The sequence below is a fragment of the Shinella sumterensis genome, assembly GCF_004514425.2.
Taxonomy (GTDB): Bacteria; Pseudomonadota; Alphaproteobacteria; order Rhizobiales; family Rhizobiaceae; genus Shinella; species Shinella sumterensis.
The window spans coordinates 406,966-423,475 of sequence record NZ_MYFN02000001.1; the positions used below are offsets into that span (position 1 = coordinate 406,966).

The following is a 16,510-nucleotide window of genomic DNA, read 5'->3' on the forward strand; positions in this document are numbered from 1 at the left end:
GCAAGACAATGAATCCGAGCATCGTGGTCTTCGATATCGGCGGTGTGTTGATAGACTGGAACCCGGCCTATCTCTATCGCAAGCTCCTTTCGGATGACGTGGCGGTTTCGGCGTTCCTGAGTGATATCTGCACGGGCGCGTGGAACGAGCAATTCGACGCTGGCCGCCCCTTCGCCGACGGTATTGCCGAACTTACGGCGCGCCATCCCGAACAGGCCGAGTTGATCGAGGCCTACTGGCTGCGTTGGCATGAAATGCTGGGCGGCGAGATTGCTGGAACCGCGGAGTTGCTCGGTCGCCTGAAGGCGGGTGGCGTTCCCGTGCATGCGATCTCGAACTGGTCGGCCGAGACTTTCCCGCGCGCCAGGGAGATTTTCCCGTTCCTGGATGCGTTCGAGGTTCTTGTCGTCTCGGGTACGGAAAAACTCGTCAAGCCGCATGCACCGATCTTCGAGCGCTTTCTGGAGCGCGCAGGCGTTCGTGCGGAACAATGCCTGTTCATCGATGACAATGCTGCGAACATCGCCACGGCAGCGGCGCTGGGATTTCACACAGAGCATTTCCGGAGCGCAGAGGTGCTTGAAGCGCGTTTGATATCGCTTGGCCTTTTGGCGCGCGAAACGGAGGCGATGGGGTGAACGCAGACAGAAAGGAACTGGCGGCGCTCTCTCCGGAGGAGCGGCAGGCTGTCATTCTCGAGAGGATCAATACCGCAGGGCGCGTGCTCGCCGCGCCATTGGCGCAGGAGTTCGGTGTCTCCGAGGATTCGATCCGCCGCGATCTGCGCGACCTTTCGGATGCCGGCCTCGTGCAACGGTTCCACGGTGGCGCGGCACGGCTTGTCACGCCGGCACTTGATTTTCATCGCCGTGAAACGCTCCATTCCGAAGAGAAACAGGCGATTGGCGGCGCGGCCGCGGCCTCCATCCCCCAAGGCGCGACGCTCCTGGTGGATTCCAGCACGACCATCGTGCGTTTCGTGCGCGCCCTTTCGCCGACGCTTGACGTGCGCATCATCACGACTGCCGTCGATGTAGCCGCCGCGGCGCTCGACCATCCATCCGCCGAGGTGATCATGCTCGGCGGGCGTCTCGGCCGGTTGACGCGTAGCGCCACAGGCGTTGCGGCGATCGATGCGATCCGCGCCCTGCGCGTCGACTACTGCATTCTCGGCACTTGTGGCGTTGCTGAGGACATGACATTGCGCGCCGACGATTATGAGGACGCGCTCCTGAAATCAGCGATGATCCGCGCAGCGAACAAGACCCTGCTTCTGGCCACTGCCGAAAAGCTCGGCCAGACGGCGACCTACGAGGTGGCGCCTGTATCCATGATTTCAACGCTGTTCACCAGCAGCAAGAATACAGCGATCCTCAAGGCCATACGTGATGTTGGCATCGATGTGGAAGCGGTTTGACGGAGTATGAGACGATGACGGATTTTTCAGTCGATCAGGACGCAAGGGCGGTCATCCTCCCCGCTTTCGATAGCCTCGATTTTGCGGAGGTCATGCTTCCCTTTCTCGAGCGGGGCGGCTGCTCCGTGCTGATCGGAGAAAACCGAGCGGAATATGTCGCCCGCGCCATGTCGCCGGAGCGATTGGCGAGAGAAACGCCGGAGCGATTTCATGCCTGCATCGCTGCATTGAAAGGCGTGACGCCGCATCTTATCGTCGCTGTCGATCAGGAACTCGGCGGTATCCAGCGGTTACAGGGCCTTGTGCCGGCACTTCCCACCCTTGAGGAAGCGCACGCCTTGGACGGCGAGGCGTTGGCAGAGCGTTGCCGGGTCACTGCGGCCGTGGCGCGCGAACTCGACGTTACGATGTTCCTTGCCCCCGTTGCCGATATCGTCGACGGCCAGAACCCCTGGCTGCACGCCCGTACCATGGGTGTCGAGCCGCAAGCCGTGGCACGGTTCGTGTCGGCCTTCGTGAAGGGTGTCCAGTCGGCAGGCGTGACGGCGGTAACGAAGCACTTCCCCGGCTTCAACGATCTTGCTGAAGATCCGGCGCTCGTCGACGTTTCGTTGTTGTCGCCGCGCGAACGCATTCTCCAAAATGCACTCCCGTTCACCGCCGCCATTGAAGCCGGCACAACGGCGATCATGACGGGTCCGGCGCCGGTGGCCGCGATCGACCCCGACAACGCCGCGAGCACGTCGCCGGCGGTCATGGCGATGCTGCGGAACGACTTCGGCTTCAAGGGGCTGGTCGTCAGCGATGATCTCGATGCACCCGCAACCCTGCGCGGTCGCACACTTTTGGAAACCGCGACTGCGTCCCTTAATGCCGGTGCTGACCTGCTGCTTGTCGGCGGTGGTCCGCATCTCGACGCGCTATGTGAGGGCATAGCAGCCGCAACGCGGGCAGGGCGCATCACGCGGGAGCGTCTCGGTGAAGCGGCAGCCCGCGTCAGGCAGAACGCGACCGGTGTGTGACATGACCTCCAATCAAGCTGTTCCATCGACACGGCGGTCTTCAAGCCGGCTGCAATGCACGCTCTTCTTTCTCGCCGCCGGCCTCGGCATCGGTGCCTGGGCGTCCAGCCTGCCGCTCCTGGCATCGGGCGTCGGGCTCGACAAGGGGCAGCTCGGGCTTGTCCTGCTGTGCTTCGCCCTTGGCGCGATCGTTCTCATGATGACGATTGGCCGCTACATCGACCGGGTTATCAGCAACGAAACGCTCAGCCTTTGCGGCGGCGCGGTGTTCGGTGCGATTTTCCTCGCCATTCCCTTCATCGAAAATCCCGTTGCGCTCGGTGGAGCCGTTGTCGTCGCGGGTGCCGCTTTCGGCACACTCGACGTCGCCATGAATACGGGCGCCTCGCGGATCGAGCAGGAAACGGGAAGGCATCTGATGTCGTCCTTCCACGCGGTATTCAGCGTCGGCAACCTTGTTGGCGCGCTTCTCGTCGGCCAGCTGATCGGGTATGGCGGCGGCCTGCTCGCATGCCTGGGCATTGCCGGTCTGCTGGTTCTGTCGTTTTCCTTCGTCTCCCGCCTGATCGCAGGTCGGGTGGAGTATTCGGCGGTTTCTTTCAGGGTGGGCAGAAGCGAGCCTGCGGCCGGTCTCGGTGCCGCACAGCGAGCTCTGATCCTTCTGCTGGGTGCGATTGGGTTTCTGGCCATGCTTGCCGAGGGCGGCGTGATGGATTGGACAGCGATCTACATGATCGATGTGCTCGGTCGGCCCGAAAGCCATGGCGCCTATGCATTTGCGGCCTTTGCCGCGGCCATGGCCGTTGGTCGTTTCGCCGGCGATGGCCTCGCGCGCCGGCTTGGCCATGGGATCATCATCCGGGCAGGCGGGCTGATCTGCGCTGTCGCGATCGCCATTCTGCTGTTTGTCGACCATGCATTTCTGTCCTTCGCATCACTTGCCTTGTGCGGCTTCGGCGTTGCGAACATGGTGCCGGCGGTTTTCGCCAGTGCAGGACGTGTCGGCGGGAGGGCTGCCGGCCGCGCCATCTCCATCGTAACGACCATGGGCTACACTGGCCTGCTGCTCGGGCCGGCCGTGCTGGGCTTTCTTGCGCAGGCAACCACGCTCGTCGTGAGCTTCGTGGTGATCCTGATCGCTTTTCTGGTAATAGCCGGTATGACGGTGCCACTTGATCGTCGTCTCAAGCACTCCCGATCGGAGCACTGAGTTCGGCGCTCATGGCAGGAGCGACCTGCCATGAGCACGCGCCCGCGCGGGAGATGCAACGTTTCTCGACGGGCACGTTCATGATTCCTAGAAATTGGTCTTGAACCATTCGATCGTCGCGGGTAGCAGGACCTCGTCGACGGTCTTTGTCGTGGTTCCGGCGTTCCAGTCATGGTCGGAATCGACCGTGATGAGATCATCGGGACCTTCGTGATAATCGAGCAAAATCTGCCCGGCCGCCGGCTGCGGTGTCACGACCGTCTCCTTCAGCCCGACGATGACCCGCAAGGGGCCGGGATAGCCACCAATCGCGCCCACCGGCGTCACTTTTGGAAGTTCGCTGAAAAAGGCGCCCTTGAGCTTCGTTTCGCCTCCCCACGACAGCTTGGCCGTCGTAACGGTTTCCACCGGCCCGGACATTGCCCTCTTCACCGTATCAACTCCCATGATGGTGCTATAGGTCGCGACGGGATTGGTGACCGGTGCCCAGAGGACGACGGCGGATGCCTCCGGCCTCAAAGCGGCCAGATGCCCACCGACAAGACCGCCCTGGCTATAGCCGAGAATACCGATCTTCGAGACGTCAACATTCGGAAGGGCTTGCAGGTAATCGAATGCGAGAACAGCGTCCTTGACCTGTCCTGAAAACGTGGTGTCTTCCCAATTTCCGTCGCTCTCTCCCGATCCGTTGAAGTCGATGCGCAGGCTGGCGATACCGCTATCTGCAAGCCGTGCAGCGGTATAGGCAAAAAGTCCCGTTGTGCCTCCTGCGATGGGAAATTCGTTTTTCTGGCCGGTGAAGCCATGGAGCATGAGGACGACGGGCGGGTTCTTCTCATTGTCCGGCAGGTTCAGGATGCCGGCGAGCCCTCTTCCGCCACTTTCAATTCTCACCGCCGTTTCTGCAGCATGACCGGCGGTTGACACGAGAGTCAGAAGCAGCGTTGCCGCTACGGAGCAGACATTCATCACAGTTCACCTCATTGTTGTTGGCTTTGAACAATCTTCGCAAAGAGTGCTTTCATGCCAATTTCGCGTTGATGAGAAAGGTGACGCGAACAGAAGCATGACCCGAGAATTGTTGTCGATCAGATGTCCGCCGTCGCGATGGGGCGCGGCCCCGACACGGGATGTATAACGGGCTGGACTGAGAGATGCGTAATCATTATGGAGTAGGCCTGCGGCTGCGCTGATGTGCCGTCAAACATTTCCTTGGATATGTAGGGCTTCCAACTTTGAAAAAAACGCAACGTAGTTTTGCAGTCGAATACAAGGGTCGACGCAAGCCAGACCCCAAGTCCAACTCGATATGGGGCGGCATTGATCTCAAATCTGTTGCCCGCGATGTTGAGGAAGAGGCGGTGCCATATGCTCCAGGCAATCAATCGGACGACAGATCCGCCGGCGATGTGCTTGCCTCGAAAGCTGAGGCAGTTGAACCGTTCTTGACAGAACCGGTCCGGCAGCACACAACTGGAGCAACCAACGAGGAGACGACCATGGCTGACGAAAGCGAAACGACGACCACTGTAGATGCACCGACTGTTGTTGGCACGCCCACCCCGGCGAAGAAGCAGCGCCGACCGCGCGCTAAGAAGGTGGCTGCTGAGGTGGCTTCCGTCGGCACCGCATCGGAAACAGCGGTCGTTTCGAACGACACGGCTGGAAAGCAGAAGCGGGGACGCAAGGCGAAGCCGGTCGAAGCTGTTGCTCCCGCAAAGCCCAAGCCCGTGAAGCGTACTCCAAAGCCCGTGAAGAAGACGCCTGCCGTCTCCAAAGCGACCGACGATATCTCGGATCTGCTGCAGCTTGAGGAAGAAAACCAGAAGCTGCGCAAGCTGCTTGCTGAAAAGCTTCGCACCGAAAACGCCGACCTGCGCAAGCGGCTTAAGCTCGATTAATGCCGGCAGCCGGCCGTTGTTCGGCCGCGGGGTCATGTGTTGACGAGTGTTCTGATGACGTTTGACCGCGTCAGCGTGTGAACTCGTAGTCTGCAGGCGGATAACGCGGGGTCGATAAATGGCGTCTCCTTGGAACATCCTTGCCCGGCTTGTGTCGCCGCGACGCCAGCAACGGCAGGAAGATGACCCGGTCGAAAAGCCGAACGTTCCGGCGATTGCGGATTCGACAGAAAAGCCGGCGGCCGTCGATCAACCCGACGGCCCTTCCACCGTCCGCTCGCAGCTTGACGATGCTGCCAGCGGCACCGTTGCTGACGGGACGGTGGAGAACGATAACGCCGACGTCCCGAAAGACGTCGGCAGTTCCCTTGCCGATGTCTCTCCAAACAAAACCCGGAAACCAAACAAAACCAGAAACACTGCCAAACCCGCATCGGCCAAGCGAAAAGGCCGTGCCGGAAACGTGGAACCGCCCGCTGCTGCCGCGCAGCCTCCGCAGGTTGTCCCTACCGTCTCCGAGCAGATGACCAGTCTGGACGAAGAGATCAGGACTTTCCGCGAGCAGTTGGCGAGCAAGCTTCGCCTCCAGAACGCACAGCTGAGGACGATGCTGGAGCGTTACGAACGTTAAGCTGCCCCGCGTGGTCCGTCGGTTTGGCGTAAGCCGGAAAGATCGCGATCGAGCCAACGGATAGGCAGAGCGGACCTGTATCGGGTGTCGGCGCTCGGAGAAGGCGCTTCTCACTTTATCGCAATGCTCCATGACGACGTCGAATGCGGATTCGTTCCCGTCTCTGATCCCCATTGGATCTCTTATGCATTCATTCCTTAGCCAGTGAAGACCTCGGGCGTCAGAGACTTGCTTGTCGATCAATCCGCGCGTTTCAACCGTCCGCTCTCAATGGCACGCCGTCCGAATTGGAGTATCGCTCGAGCAATTGCTCGACTTTCGCGACACCAAAAAGGTCGTCCAAGATGAGATACGCCGCCCCGAACAGGGCGCTGTCTTCTTGCGCCATCGACAGCACAATCGAGAGGTTACGCGTCGCCAGCGGCAGGCAGCGCTGATAGACGAGCTCGCGAATGCCCGAGAGCAGCAAGTCTCCACCGCGCGCCAGCGTGCCGCCGATGACGATCAGGCTGGGATTGAGGATGCTGACGACATCGGAAACGACCTCGCCAATGGTTCGACCGGCCGCCCGTAGCAGCATGAGCGCCTCCGGTTTGCGCTGGTCGACATGGTCGATGACATCGCGGGCGGTTTCCGCGTGAAAACCACGTGCATTCAGATCGCGCGCGATTGCCCAACCGGCAGCGCGCGCCTCTATGCAGCCGAATTTTCCGCAGCGGCAGAGCGGTGCATCGTCCGACAGGAACTGGATATGGCCGATATCGCCTGCAGCGCCCTGTGCGCCGCGAAAAAGCCGGCCTCCGGCAATCATGCCACTTCCGATCCCCGTTCCGATCTTCACGAAGACCATGTCGTCGATGGCGGGAAATCGGCGCTTGTGCTCACAGATCGTCATCAGGTTCACGTCGTTCTCGACATAAACCGGCACGGCAAAACGGCGCTTCAGCCAGCCGATGATATCGAACTCATCCCACCCGGGCAGGACCGACGGGCCGACGACGCAGCCGCGCTTGAAATCGACCGGCGCGGGCAGACTGAGTCCGATGCCGACAAACAGGCCGTTCGTCTTCTGCGCATCTTTCGCCAGTGCAGAAATCGCATCGCCGATTTGTGCCAGCGTTACATCCGGCCCGCTGGTAATCGAAAAGGGCAGCGTCATCTCGGCAAGGATAGCCGGCTGCAAATCCATGGCTGCAAGATGAATGTGCGTTTCGCCGATATTGGCGACGATCACGAACCCGCTTTCCGCGTTGATCGCGAGGACGCGCGTGGGACGTCCGCCGCTCGGCAGTGTGTCCTGCGTCTCGCATACGAGCCCGCTTGCCAAAAGCCCGTTCAACCGTTGCGTGACCGTAGCCCGCGACAGGCCCGACGCCTCAAGCAATTCGGCGCGTGATGTCGCCGCTCCCGAGGCGATCAGGGAAAGCAGGCTTCCCGCCCCGTCGATCATCGTCGCGTCGATACTCTGGTTTGGTTTTTTCATGCAAAGCTCCCGTCAGCCCGCTCTAGCGGGAATGGCCGGCGAAAGAAAGCAAGGATTTTCCGTGCAACGGCCAATTATGTATAATAAAATACATAAGATTGCTATTTATGTATTATTTTGTATGTATCGGGTGATTGTGGCTGGAGAGGTCGTTCGTGCGTACATATCTTATCGGGTTGGACTACGGTTCCGAGTCTGCGCGGGGCGTGCTGATCGATGCGGAAAGCGGGCAACAGGTGGCCCACCACGTCCATCCCTATCGGCACGGGATCATGACGACTGTCCTGCCTGAAGGAAGCAGCATCCCTTCCGGCTGCACGCTGCAGAACGCCGATGATTACACGGAGGCTGCGGCCGACATTCTCTCGCGGCTGGGGCGCGGGCGCACGATCCAAGGCATCGGGCTCGGTTTTACCGCCAGTTCGCCGCTTCCTGCCAGCGCCGACGGCGTGCCGCTGTCACGACTGTACCCTGGCGATCCGCACGCCTATGTAAAGCTCTGGAAGCACAACGCGCAGGCCTATGCGGACAGCATCAATGCCCGCCCGGCCCCGTTTCTCGACAATTTCGGAGGGCGTGTCTCCGGCGAATGGCTGCTGGCGAAGGCCGCGCAGATTGCGGCGGAAGCGCCGGCCCTGTGGGCGGCGACGGACCGGTACATCGAAAGTGGCGACTGGCTTGTCTGGCAATTGACCGGGCAGGAGGCGCGGGGCCTGGGCTTTGCCGCCTTCAAGGCGCAGTTTTCGGCCGAAGCCGGTTATCCCGAGGGTATAGTGGAGGGCCTCCACGAGCGGCTTTCAGCCCCGCTACCTGTCGGGTCGGCGGCGGGAACGTTATCGGCGGAATGGCGTGACGTGACGGGTATTCAGGGCGCTGCAGTCGTCGCGGTCGCGGTCATCGATTCGCATGTTTTGCTGCCGGCCATCGGTGCTGTCTCGCCGCGCTGTTTTGTCGGCGCGCTGGGGACATCCGCCGCCTATCTTTATCTCGGGGACGCGTACAGGCCACTGCCTCCGGGCATCGAAGGCGTCGCCTTCGATGGATCCATGCGCCAGCTCTGGTGCTACGAGGCCGGCCAGCCGAGTTTCGGCGACACGCTCGCGTGGTTCGTGCGGACATTTCCGCGTGGCAAGGACATGCAGGCAAGCTTCCTTGCCTATAACGAAGAGGTGGCCGCGCTCGGTCCCACGGCCGGCCGTCTTGTGGCGATCGACTGGCTGGGCGGCAACCGTGTCCCGTTCGCTGATGGCAACCTGACCGGCCTGCTTGCCGGCCTGACGCGCCACACAACGGCTGGTGAAATCTATCTCGCCCTGATGGAAGGCCTGTGCTTTGGCGCGCGGACGATCTTCGATCTTTTTCCCTCAGGTGGATTGCCGGTGGACCGCGTGTTGATGGCAAGCGGCCTGGCGCGCGCAAATCCTTTGTTGATTCAGATGATGGCAGACGTGCTCGATTGCCGCGTCGAAGTCCCCGACATCGAAAATGCCACGGCCGTTGGTGCTGCCATCCATGGCGCTGTGGCCAGCGGCGCTGTCGAGACGTACGCCGAAGGCGCCGCGCGTTTCGGTGCCCAACGTTTTACATGTGTCGAGCCGCAACCGATGAAGGCATCGCGCTATCGATCCGTCTATGAAATTTACCGCGGCCTGACATCGGGTGGAACCGTTCACTCGGCGATGCATGCGCTTCGTGATTTGTGACCAGGCACGATTTCGGCAGCCTGTTTATTTTGCATAAAAATATACAAAACATAAGTTTTTAGCATTTGACTTTATCCAAAAGAGATGCGCAAATTCCCTCGGCCTTTGAGGAGAGGTCGTGCCGGCCGTGAGAGCCAGAAGGCTCGGCGGCGTCATCAAATTTGGGAGGGTTTCATGTCGCTTCATAGCATTCGCACATCCGTGCGTTCGACGGCTTTCGGCGCGCTCGGCCTTGCGCTGGGCCTGACTTTTGCCGCTGGGTCCGCTTCAGCGGAAGACGTCATCGTCGGTCTCGTTACGAAAACCGAGGTCAATCCATTCTTCGTCAAGATGCGGCAGGCGGCCGACGCCCGCGCCAAGGAAAAAGGCGTCAAGCTGATCGCGCGCGCCGGCAAGTTCGACGGCGACAATGAAGGCCAGGTTGCGGCCATCGAGGACCTGATCAGCGCGGGCGCCAAGGGCATCCTGGTTACCCCGAACAATTCCTCCGGCATGCTCGATGTCATCAAGAAGGCACGCGAGGCTGGCGTGCTTGTCATTGCACTCGACACGGCAACGGACCCGGCGGATGCGGTCGATGCCACTTTCGCGACCGACAATTTCGAGGCCGGGGTGCAGCAGGGCAGCTATGCCCGCAAGGCGCTCGGCGACAAGAAGGCCGTCGTCGCCATGCTTGACGGCACGCCCGGCGGCACCGTCGACACGTTCCGTCACGACGGTTACCTGAAGGGCTTCGGCATCGCGGAAGGCGATCCGTCCATTGCCGGTGCCGCGATCACAAACGGCGCGCAGGACAAGGGCCAGATCGGCATGGAGAACCTGCTCTCCAAGAACGGCGACATCAACGCCGTTTATACGATCAACGAACCTGCCGCCGCTGGCGCCTATGCAGCGCTCAAGTCGTTCGGCAAGGAAGGCGATGTCATGCTGACATCGATCGACGGCGGCTGCGCGGGTGTGCGCGACGTCAAGGACGGCAAGATCGCGGCGACCGTCATGCAGTTCCCCTACAAGATGGCCGCTATGGGTGTCGATGCGGTTGTGGAATATGCAGCCACCGGCAAAAAGCCGAGCGGCTTCGTCAACACCGGTTCCTTCCTGATCACGGACAAGCCGGTCGAGGGGCTGGAATCGAAGGATACCGCCTGGGGTCTCGAAAACTGCTGGGGTGACTGAACGCTTTCTCCCGATGGGGCCATGTGAGGCTTATGCCGAGCGTGGCCCCGTTCGGGGATCGCTGCATCCGTGAGCACACCGCCGGCTGCGTCCAGCCGACGTTTCCCGGGTGGGGCGCGCCGCGCAAGATGACCATCAGCATGAGATCGCCATGACAACAGCCACCGTTTCTCCAGTCGAGACGTCGCGAAGCCTGAAATCGCGCATCCTTGGTGCGCCCTCGGCGGGGCCGCTGCTGGTGTTGATCGGCTTCTGCCTGATCTTCGCGCTCAGCAATCCGCGCTTCCTGGCAACGCACAACCTGTCGATTATCCTGCAGCAGACCGTCATTATCGGCGTGCTGGCCATCGGGCAGACACTTGTCATCCTGACGGCCGGCATCGATCTGGCAGTGGGCGCCATCTGCGTTCTCGGCACGATCGTTGCGGGCAAGCTGGTCAACCTCGGCTATGATCCCGTTCTGTCGATGGGCTTTGCCATCCTGCTTTGCACAGCAGCCGGCCTTGCCGCTGGCGGTCTCGTCAGCGGGCTCAGGCTGCCGCCTTTCATCGTCACGCTCGGCATTCTCGGCATTCTGACCGCCGCCTTGCGGCTGATCTCGGAAGGTGGCGCGTTTCCGGTGCGCGATCCCTTTCTCGCGTGGACGGGCAACACGATGAAGCTCGGCGGCTTCGTGCTGACCTATGGCGTGCTGATCATGTTCGCGCTCTACGCCGTCGTCTGGTATCTGCTGAACCAGACGAAATGGGGCCGTCACGTCTATGCCATCGGCAACAATACCGAGGCGGCGCGCCTTGTCGGCATTCCGGTGCGGCGGCACCTGCTTTCGGTCTACCTGCTCGCAGGGCTGATATACGGCATTGCCGCCTGGCTCGCGCTCGGGCGCATTCCAAACGCCGATCCGAACGCGATGCAGAGCGCCAATCTCGATTCGATCACCGCCGTGGTGATCGGCGGCACCAGCCTTTTCGGCGGGCGCGGTGGCCTCATCGGCACCCTGATCGGTGCCCTTATCGTCGGTGTGCTGCGCAACGGCCTCACGCTCGCCGGCATCGATCCGCTCTGGCAGGACCTGGTCACGGGCATCCTCGTCATCATCGCCGTCGCACTCGATCAGATGTCCCGGAGGAAAAGCTGATGTCTGCCGAGACCACGCCCCTTCAGGCCACCGAGACAAAGCCCCATATCGTGCTCGAAGCACGCAATGTGGTGAAAACCTACGGCCATGTCACCGCACTTGATGGCGTTGACTTCGAACTGCGCGCTGGGGAAATCCTGGCCGTCGTCGGCGACAATGGCGCCGGAAAGAGCACGCTGATCAAGGCGCTGACAGGCGCGCTGCACCCCACCAGCGGGGAAATCCTGCTGGATGGTGTTCCCATCCACTTCAAGGGTCCGCTCGATGCGCGTCATGCCGGTATCGAGACGGTGTATCAGGATCTGGCCGTCGCCCCGGCGCTCGACATCGCGTCCAATCTCTTCCTTGGCCGTGAACTGCGTGCGCCCGGCCTGTTGGGAAGCCTTTTCCGTCGCCTTGACAAGAAACGGATGCGCGAGGAAGCCCGACGCGCAATGAACGAGTTGAAGTTCCGCCTGCCGGCAATCGACAATCCAGTCGAGTCACTCTCTGGCGGCCAGCGACAAGGGGTGGCGGTTGCGCGTGCCGCGCTCTTTGCCCGCAAGCTGGTCATCATGGATGAGCCGACCGCCGCGCTCGGCGTGCGCGAAACCGGGCAGGTGCTGGAACTCATCCGCTCGATCCGCGATCGCGGCCTGCCGGTGGTGCTGATCAGCCACAACATGCCCAATGTCTTCGACATTGCCGATCGCATTCACATCATGCGGCTTGGCCGGCGTGCGGCGGTCGTGTCGCCGAAAACCCATACCATGAACGATGTCGTCGCCATCATGACCGGTGCCGCGACGGCCTAAGTCTTCCCGCCCGCCTTCGGGCCGGGCCGCAACGAAAGGAAATAGCCTCATGTACCGCCTCGATCAGAAGCTCGCGCGCATCCGCGCCGGCCAGTACACGCGCAACGACTTTATCATCGCCGATGCCAAGGACGGTGATATGGGGCCGAGCATGACGTCGTGCGGCCCCAAGCGGGCCAAGGACGGTACTTGGTCGCGCCACTACACCCGGCCAGAATTCCTGGAAAACATCCGTGCCGTGGTCGAGCAGGACCTCGTGGATATCATGCTGACATCAGCCTCCAACATGGAGGCGCTGATCGAGATGGGCGTCTACCGCAACAGCGCGGTGAAGCCTGCAATCCGCGCCAACGACACGACCGATGTCTGGGTCTGCCGCGGCGCGACCTATTCGAAACAGCCGTCGCGGCCTTTCCGGACGGCATCCCTTTCGCGCGTTGCCACCGGCACCATCGACCCGGCGCCTGGCGCTCCGATCACCGGCACGGACCTCGGGCTTTATTCCATCACGTTCAACAACGACCTCGACCATGACTATCAGGCGCTGGAAGCGTTCCATGCGTTCCGGGAGGACGCTGCGCGCAACAATTTCAAATACTTCCTCGAAGTCTTCAATCCGAATGTCGATTCCGGTATCGCGCCTGACATGGTGCCGCACTATGTCAACGACGTCATGATGCGCTGCCTTGCCGGTGTGACGAAGGCGGACCGGCCGCAGTTCCTCAAAATCCCGTTCAACGGGGCCAAGGCAATGGAAGAACTCGCCTCCTATGACCCGAGCGTCATCGTCGGCGTCCTGGGCGGCGGAGCGGGAACGACGCGGGATTGCTTCGAACTCCTGCACCAGGCCGAACGTTTCGGCGCGCGGGTGGCCTTGTTCGGTCGCAAGATCAACCTTGCCGAAAATCCGCTGGAGATGGTGCGTTTCATGCGCGAAGTCGCTTCGGGCACGATCGCCCCGTCCGAGGCCGTAAAAGCCTACCATGCCAGCCTTTCGAAGGACGGGATCACGCCTATTCGCGCACTTGCCGAGGATAACGTCGTCACCGAAGCGGTTCTCAAGGCGGAACAGTCGAAATGACCAGCGGCCGGCGGGGTATTCTCACAGCCGGCACGTGGTGTGTCGATTACAATCGCACGGTCAGCCACTGGCCCGGCGAGGATGGCCTTGCCGAACTGTTCGAGGAAGAGCGTCACGGCGGAGGATCGGGCTGCAATCTCGCCGTCGACATCAAGCTGCTCGATCCTGCCATCCCCGTCGAGACGATCGCTCTTGTCGGAGACGATGATGACGGCCGCTTCCTCATGGCGACCGCCACGACCGCCGGGATCGATACGCGGCAGATGAGGACGACGGGAGGGGTCGCTACCCAGTTCTGCGATGCCTTCGTGTCGCGCGCAACGCACAGGCGCACTCACATCTTCCATGCCGGAACAGGTGCACTGCTCACGCCCGAGCACTTCGACTTTTCCGAAACACGAATGCGCTTTCTGCATCTCGGTCTGCCCGGCGTGCATCGTATTCTCGATTCACCCTGGCATGACGAGCCGAATGGCTGGGTGGCCGTCCTGAAAAAAGCGCGCGCGGCGGGCCTGCTCACCAATATGGAACTGGCGAGCATCGAGCCGAGCCTGATGGCCGCGCTTGTCGCGCCATGCCTGCCGCATCTCGATTATCTCATTGTCAATGACGTGGAGATCGGGGCGATTGCCGGTGTCGAGACCACTCGGGCCGGTACGCCGGACGCGAACGCCTGTATCAGGGCGGCGCAGGCGGTCATGCAGCGGGGCGCGATGACGCTGGTTGCCGTGCATTGCCCGGGCTTCGCGATCGCCGTGACGCGTGACGGAGAGCATACGGTCCTGCCCTCCGTTGCCATTCCCGAGAGCGAGATCAAGGGGGCAAACGGCGCCGGCGATGCTTTTGCCGCGGGCATGATCTATGGCCTCCACGAGGAATGGACAATCTCGCAATCACTGCAACTGGCTCATGCCGCCGCCGCGGCGTCCCTTCGCAGCGTTTCCACGACCGGTGCGATCGTGCCGTGGCGTGAGTGCCTGTCCCTCGCGAAAACGTGGGGCGTTCGCGCTCCCGGCGGTGATGGCCAATTGCCCACCGGCGCTTACTGAATGAGATGGGACAGCGCCACCGTTGCCAGATTGGCCAACAGAGCGGTGGGCGCGCCGCTTGGCTCGCCCACCGCTCCGCCCGAAGTCAGATAGCCTGGCCACCCGAAACCTCGATGCGCTGTGCGGTCACCCAGCGGTTGTCATCGGAGAGCAGGCTCGCGACCATCGGACCGATATCGTCGGGCAGGCCGACGCGACCGAGTGCCGTCAGCTGGGCGAACTGTGCGTTCAGATCCCTGTTATCGCGCACGACCCCACCGCCGAAATCGGTCTCGATGGCGCCTGGAGCGACGGCGTTTACGGCAATGCCGCGCGGGCCCAGTTCTTTCGCCATATACCGCGTCAGCGTTTCGACCGCGCCCTTGGCGGACGCGTAGGCCGAGAACCCTTCATAGGAGAAGCGGGTCAGCCCGGTCGAGAAATTGACGATCCTGCCGCCATCGGCAATCAGTGGCAAAAGCGCCTGGGTCAGGAAGAATACGCCCTTCACGTGCACGTTGAACAGCCCGTCGAACTGTGCCTCGGTCGTCTGCCGGAACGGGGCGAATTCGCCATGGCCTGCATTGTTGATCAGATGATCGAACGTTTCGCGGTTCCAGATTTCCCGCAGGCTGCTACGCAGCGCATCTGCAAAAGCCGGAAAGCTTGCTATGTCTGCAACATCGAGCTGGAGGGCAACGGCCTTGCGGCCCATGGCTTCTATTTCCGCGACGACCTCGCTTGCCTGGGCGGCGTTGCCACGATAGGCCACGATGACATCACCGCCGTGGCGGGCAATCGCGATGGCTGTGTTGCGGCCAAGGCCGCGATTGGCGCCGGTGATCAGTGCGATTTTACTCATGGAATGCTCCTTCCGTCGTTGGGGTGAGCCCAAGATGGCGCGGAAGCGCCCTGAAGAGTTGCCTGTTCCTCGCCGAGTTTTGCCTGTTTCTGCGAATTTCGATGATATGGCTTGCAAATGAGCCGATATCCTTGCCTGATACGGCAACGAAATTTTCATAAGACCGCCTCATGCACACTCTTCTTGACCTTGTTCGCCGTCATACCAATGGCCATTCCGACCGGTCCGGTTTTGCGCCCACGTCCTTTCATGGTTTGGGTGCGGTGCGTGTGCTGCATCCGGGCGAATTGCAGGTCGCGGTGCAGAAGCCGCTGATAGCGATCTGTCTTCAGGGCCGCAAACGCGTGACCATGGGCACGAAGAGCTTCGAATATGGCGCAGGCGAAGCCCTGGTCATCACGGCCGATGTGCCGACGATAAGCCAGATTCTCGATGCAAGCCCGTCAGCTCCGTATTATGCGGTCGCGCTCGAACTCGATGCCGCGCTCCTGCGCGCGCTGACCACCGAGGCCGATCTGCGTCCGGTCGATGCCGGCCCGATCCATGTCGAGCCGGCGGACGCCGACGTGATGGATGCGGCGCAGCGGTTGCTGCGACTGATGGAGAGGCCCTCCGCTCTGCCGGTGCTGGGTGACGCATTGATACGCGAGATGCATTACTGGCTGCTGACAGGGCGGCATGGTGCCGCGATCCGTTCGCTTGGCAGGGCCGATACCCACGCCGATCGTATAGCGCGGGCGGTGGCACTGATCCGCCAGAACTATGCCGGCACACTGCGCGTTGGGGATCTCGCAGCAGAGGCCGGGATGAGCGAATCGTCCTTTCATCAGCATTTTCGCGCTGTCACCACGCTGTCGCCGCTTCAGTTCCAGAAGCAGCTGCGGCTGATCGAGGCACGCCGGATAATGCTCATGGATCGTGCTGGCATCGCCCACGCCGCCCACTTCGTCGGCTATGAAAGCGTGCCGCAGTTCACGCGGGATTACGCGCGGCTGTTCGGCATGCCACCCGGCCGTGATATGCGCGAGGCGAGGCTGGGTGCATGACGCCACGCAGAACGGGAC

At 61.7% G+C, this 16,510-nt stretch carries 16 protein-coding genes; 13 read left to right on the forward strand and 3 right to left on the reverse strand.

The annotated features are described in order from the left end of the window. Positions 1–8: 8 nt before the first annotated feature. The 4 genes from B5M41_RS01980 to B5M41_RS01995 are packed head-to-tail and all read left to right on the forward strand — an operon-like array spanning position 9 to position 3,649. On the forward strand, positions 9–638 hold the full coding sequence (locus B5M41_RS01980) for an HAD-IA family hydrolase (RefSeq protein ID WP_134646475.1): 630 nt from the start codon (positions 9–11) through the stop codon (positions 636–638). Then, positions 635–1,417 carry a DeoR/GlpR family DNA-binding transcription regulator gene (locus B5M41_RS01985; protein WP_134646477.1) on the forward strand — a complete coding sequence of 261 codons (783 nt, stop codon included), beginning with the start codon at positions 635–637 and terminating at the stop codon, positions 1,415–1,417. Before B5M41_RS01980 ends, B5M41_RS01985 begins: the two co-directional genes overlap by 4 nt. A 14-nt stretch (positions 1,418–1,431) precedes the next feature. Beyond that, a complete protein-coding gene (locus tag B5M41_RS01990) occupies positions 1,432–2,439 on the forward strand; it encodes a glycoside hydrolase family 3 N-terminal domain-containing protein (RefSeq protein ID WP_134646479.1) in 1,008 nt (335 codons plus the stop codon). 1 nt (position 2,440) lies between these two features. Then, positions 2,441–3,649, forward strand: coding sequence for an MFS transporter (locus B5M41_RS01995; protein WP_134646481.1), 1,209 nt, complete (start codon positions 2,441–2,443; stop codon positions 3,647–3,649). A gap of 87 nt (positions 3,650–3,736) precedes the next feature. Here the strand turns inward: B5M41_RS01995 and B5M41_RS02000 are convergent, their stop codons facing one another. Then, positions 3,737–4,618: an alpha/beta hydrolase family protein gene (locus B5M41_RS02000; protein WP_134646483.1), complete on the reverse strand. Its 882-nt coding sequence runs from the start codon at positions 4,616–4,618 to the stop codon at positions 3,737–3,739. Positions 4,619–4,884: 266 nt separating this feature from the next. On the opposite strand from B5M41_RS02000, the gene B5M41_RS02005 reads away from it, so the two are divergent. Together B5M41_RS02005 and B5M41_RS02010 are read left to right on the forward strand one after the other, a co-directional pair. Next, positions 4,885–5,550 carry a transcriptional regulator gene (locus B5M41_RS02005; protein ID WP_134646485.1) on the forward strand — a complete coding sequence of 222 codons (666 nt, stop codon included), beginning with the start codon at positions 4,885–4,887 and terminating at the stop codon, positions 5,548–5,550. Positions 5,551–5,668: 118 nt separating this feature from the next. Next, positions 5,669–6,181 (forward strand): hypothetical protein, encoded by a 513-nt coding sequence (locus B5M41_RS02010; protein ID WP_134646487.1) that lies wholly within the window; start codon positions 5,669–5,671, stop codon positions 6,179–6,181. 253 nt (positions 6,182–6,434) lie between these two features. Here B5M41_RS02010 and B5M41_RS02015 read toward each other — a convergent pair whose 3' ends face one another. Continuing rightward, positions 6,435–7,631, reverse strand: a complete 1,197-nt coding sequence (locus tag B5M41_RS02015) for an ROK family transcriptional regulator (protein ID WP_230639951.1) — start codon at positions 7,629–7,631, stop codon at positions 6,435–6,437. A gap of 239 nt (positions 7,632–7,870) precedes the next feature. Between B5M41_RS02015 and B5M41_RS02020 the strand changes: the two genes are divergently transcribed. From B5M41_RS02020 to B5M41_RS02045, 6 genes are all read left to right on the forward strand, one after another. Further along, positions 7,871–9,367: an FGGY-family carbohydrate kinase gene (locus tag B5M41_RS02020; RefSeq protein ID WP_230639952.1), complete on the forward strand. Its 1,497-nt coding sequence runs from the start codon at positions 7,871–7,873 to the stop codon at positions 9,365–9,367. A gap of 189 nt (positions 9,368–9,556) precedes the next feature. Beyond that, a complete protein-coding gene (locus B5M41_RS02025; RefSeq protein WP_209020845.1) occupies positions 9,557–10,543 on the forward strand; it encodes a substrate-binding domain-containing protein in 987 nt (328 codons plus the stop codon). Between the two features lie 151 nt (positions 10,544–10,694). After that, the gene (locus B5M41_RS02030; protein WP_134646493.1) at positions 10,695–11,681 is read left to right on the forward strand and encodes an ABC transporter permease; all 987 of its coding nucleotides are present in this window, start codon (positions 10,695–10,697) and stop codon (positions 11,679–11,681) included. Continuing rightward, a complete protein-coding gene (locus tag B5M41_RS02035; RefSeq protein WP_134646495.1) occupies positions 11,681–12,475 on the forward strand; it encodes an ATP-binding cassette domain-containing protein in 795 nt (264 codons plus the stop codon). The genes B5M41_RS02030 and B5M41_RS02035 overlap by 1 nt, the downstream gene beginning before the upstream one ends. A gap of 49 nt (positions 12,476–12,524) precedes the next feature. After that, the gene (locus B5M41_RS02040) at positions 12,525–13,556 is read left to right on the forward strand and encodes a hypothetical protein (RefSeq protein WP_134646497.1); all 1,032 of its coding nucleotides are present in this window, start codon (positions 12,525–12,527) and stop codon (positions 13,554–13,556) included. Continuing rightward, on the forward strand, positions 13,553–14,605 hold the full coding sequence (locus B5M41_RS02045; protein ID WP_134646499.1) for a carbohydrate kinase family protein: 1,053 nt from the start codon (positions 13,553–13,555) through the stop codon (positions 14,603–14,605). Before B5M41_RS02040 ends, B5M41_RS02045 begins: the two co-directional genes overlap by 4 nt. A gap of 85 nt (positions 14,606–14,690) precedes the next feature. Here B5M41_RS02045 and B5M41_RS02050 read toward each other — a convergent pair whose 3' ends face one another. Next, entirely contained in the window at positions 14,691–15,446 is a 756-nt protein-coding gene (locus tag B5M41_RS02050) for an SDR family NAD(P)-dependent oxidoreductase (protein ID WP_134646501.1), read from the reverse strand. A gap of 170 nt (positions 15,447–15,616) precedes the next feature. Between B5M41_RS02050 and B5M41_RS02055 the strand changes: the two genes are divergently transcribed. Continuing rightward, complete coding sequence (locus B5M41_RS02055) at positions 15,617–16,492, forward strand: AraC family transcriptional regulator (RefSeq protein WP_134646504.1); 876 nt, start codon at positions 15,617–15,619, stop codon at positions 16,490–16,492. Positions 16,493–16,510 lie beyond the last annotated feature (18 nt).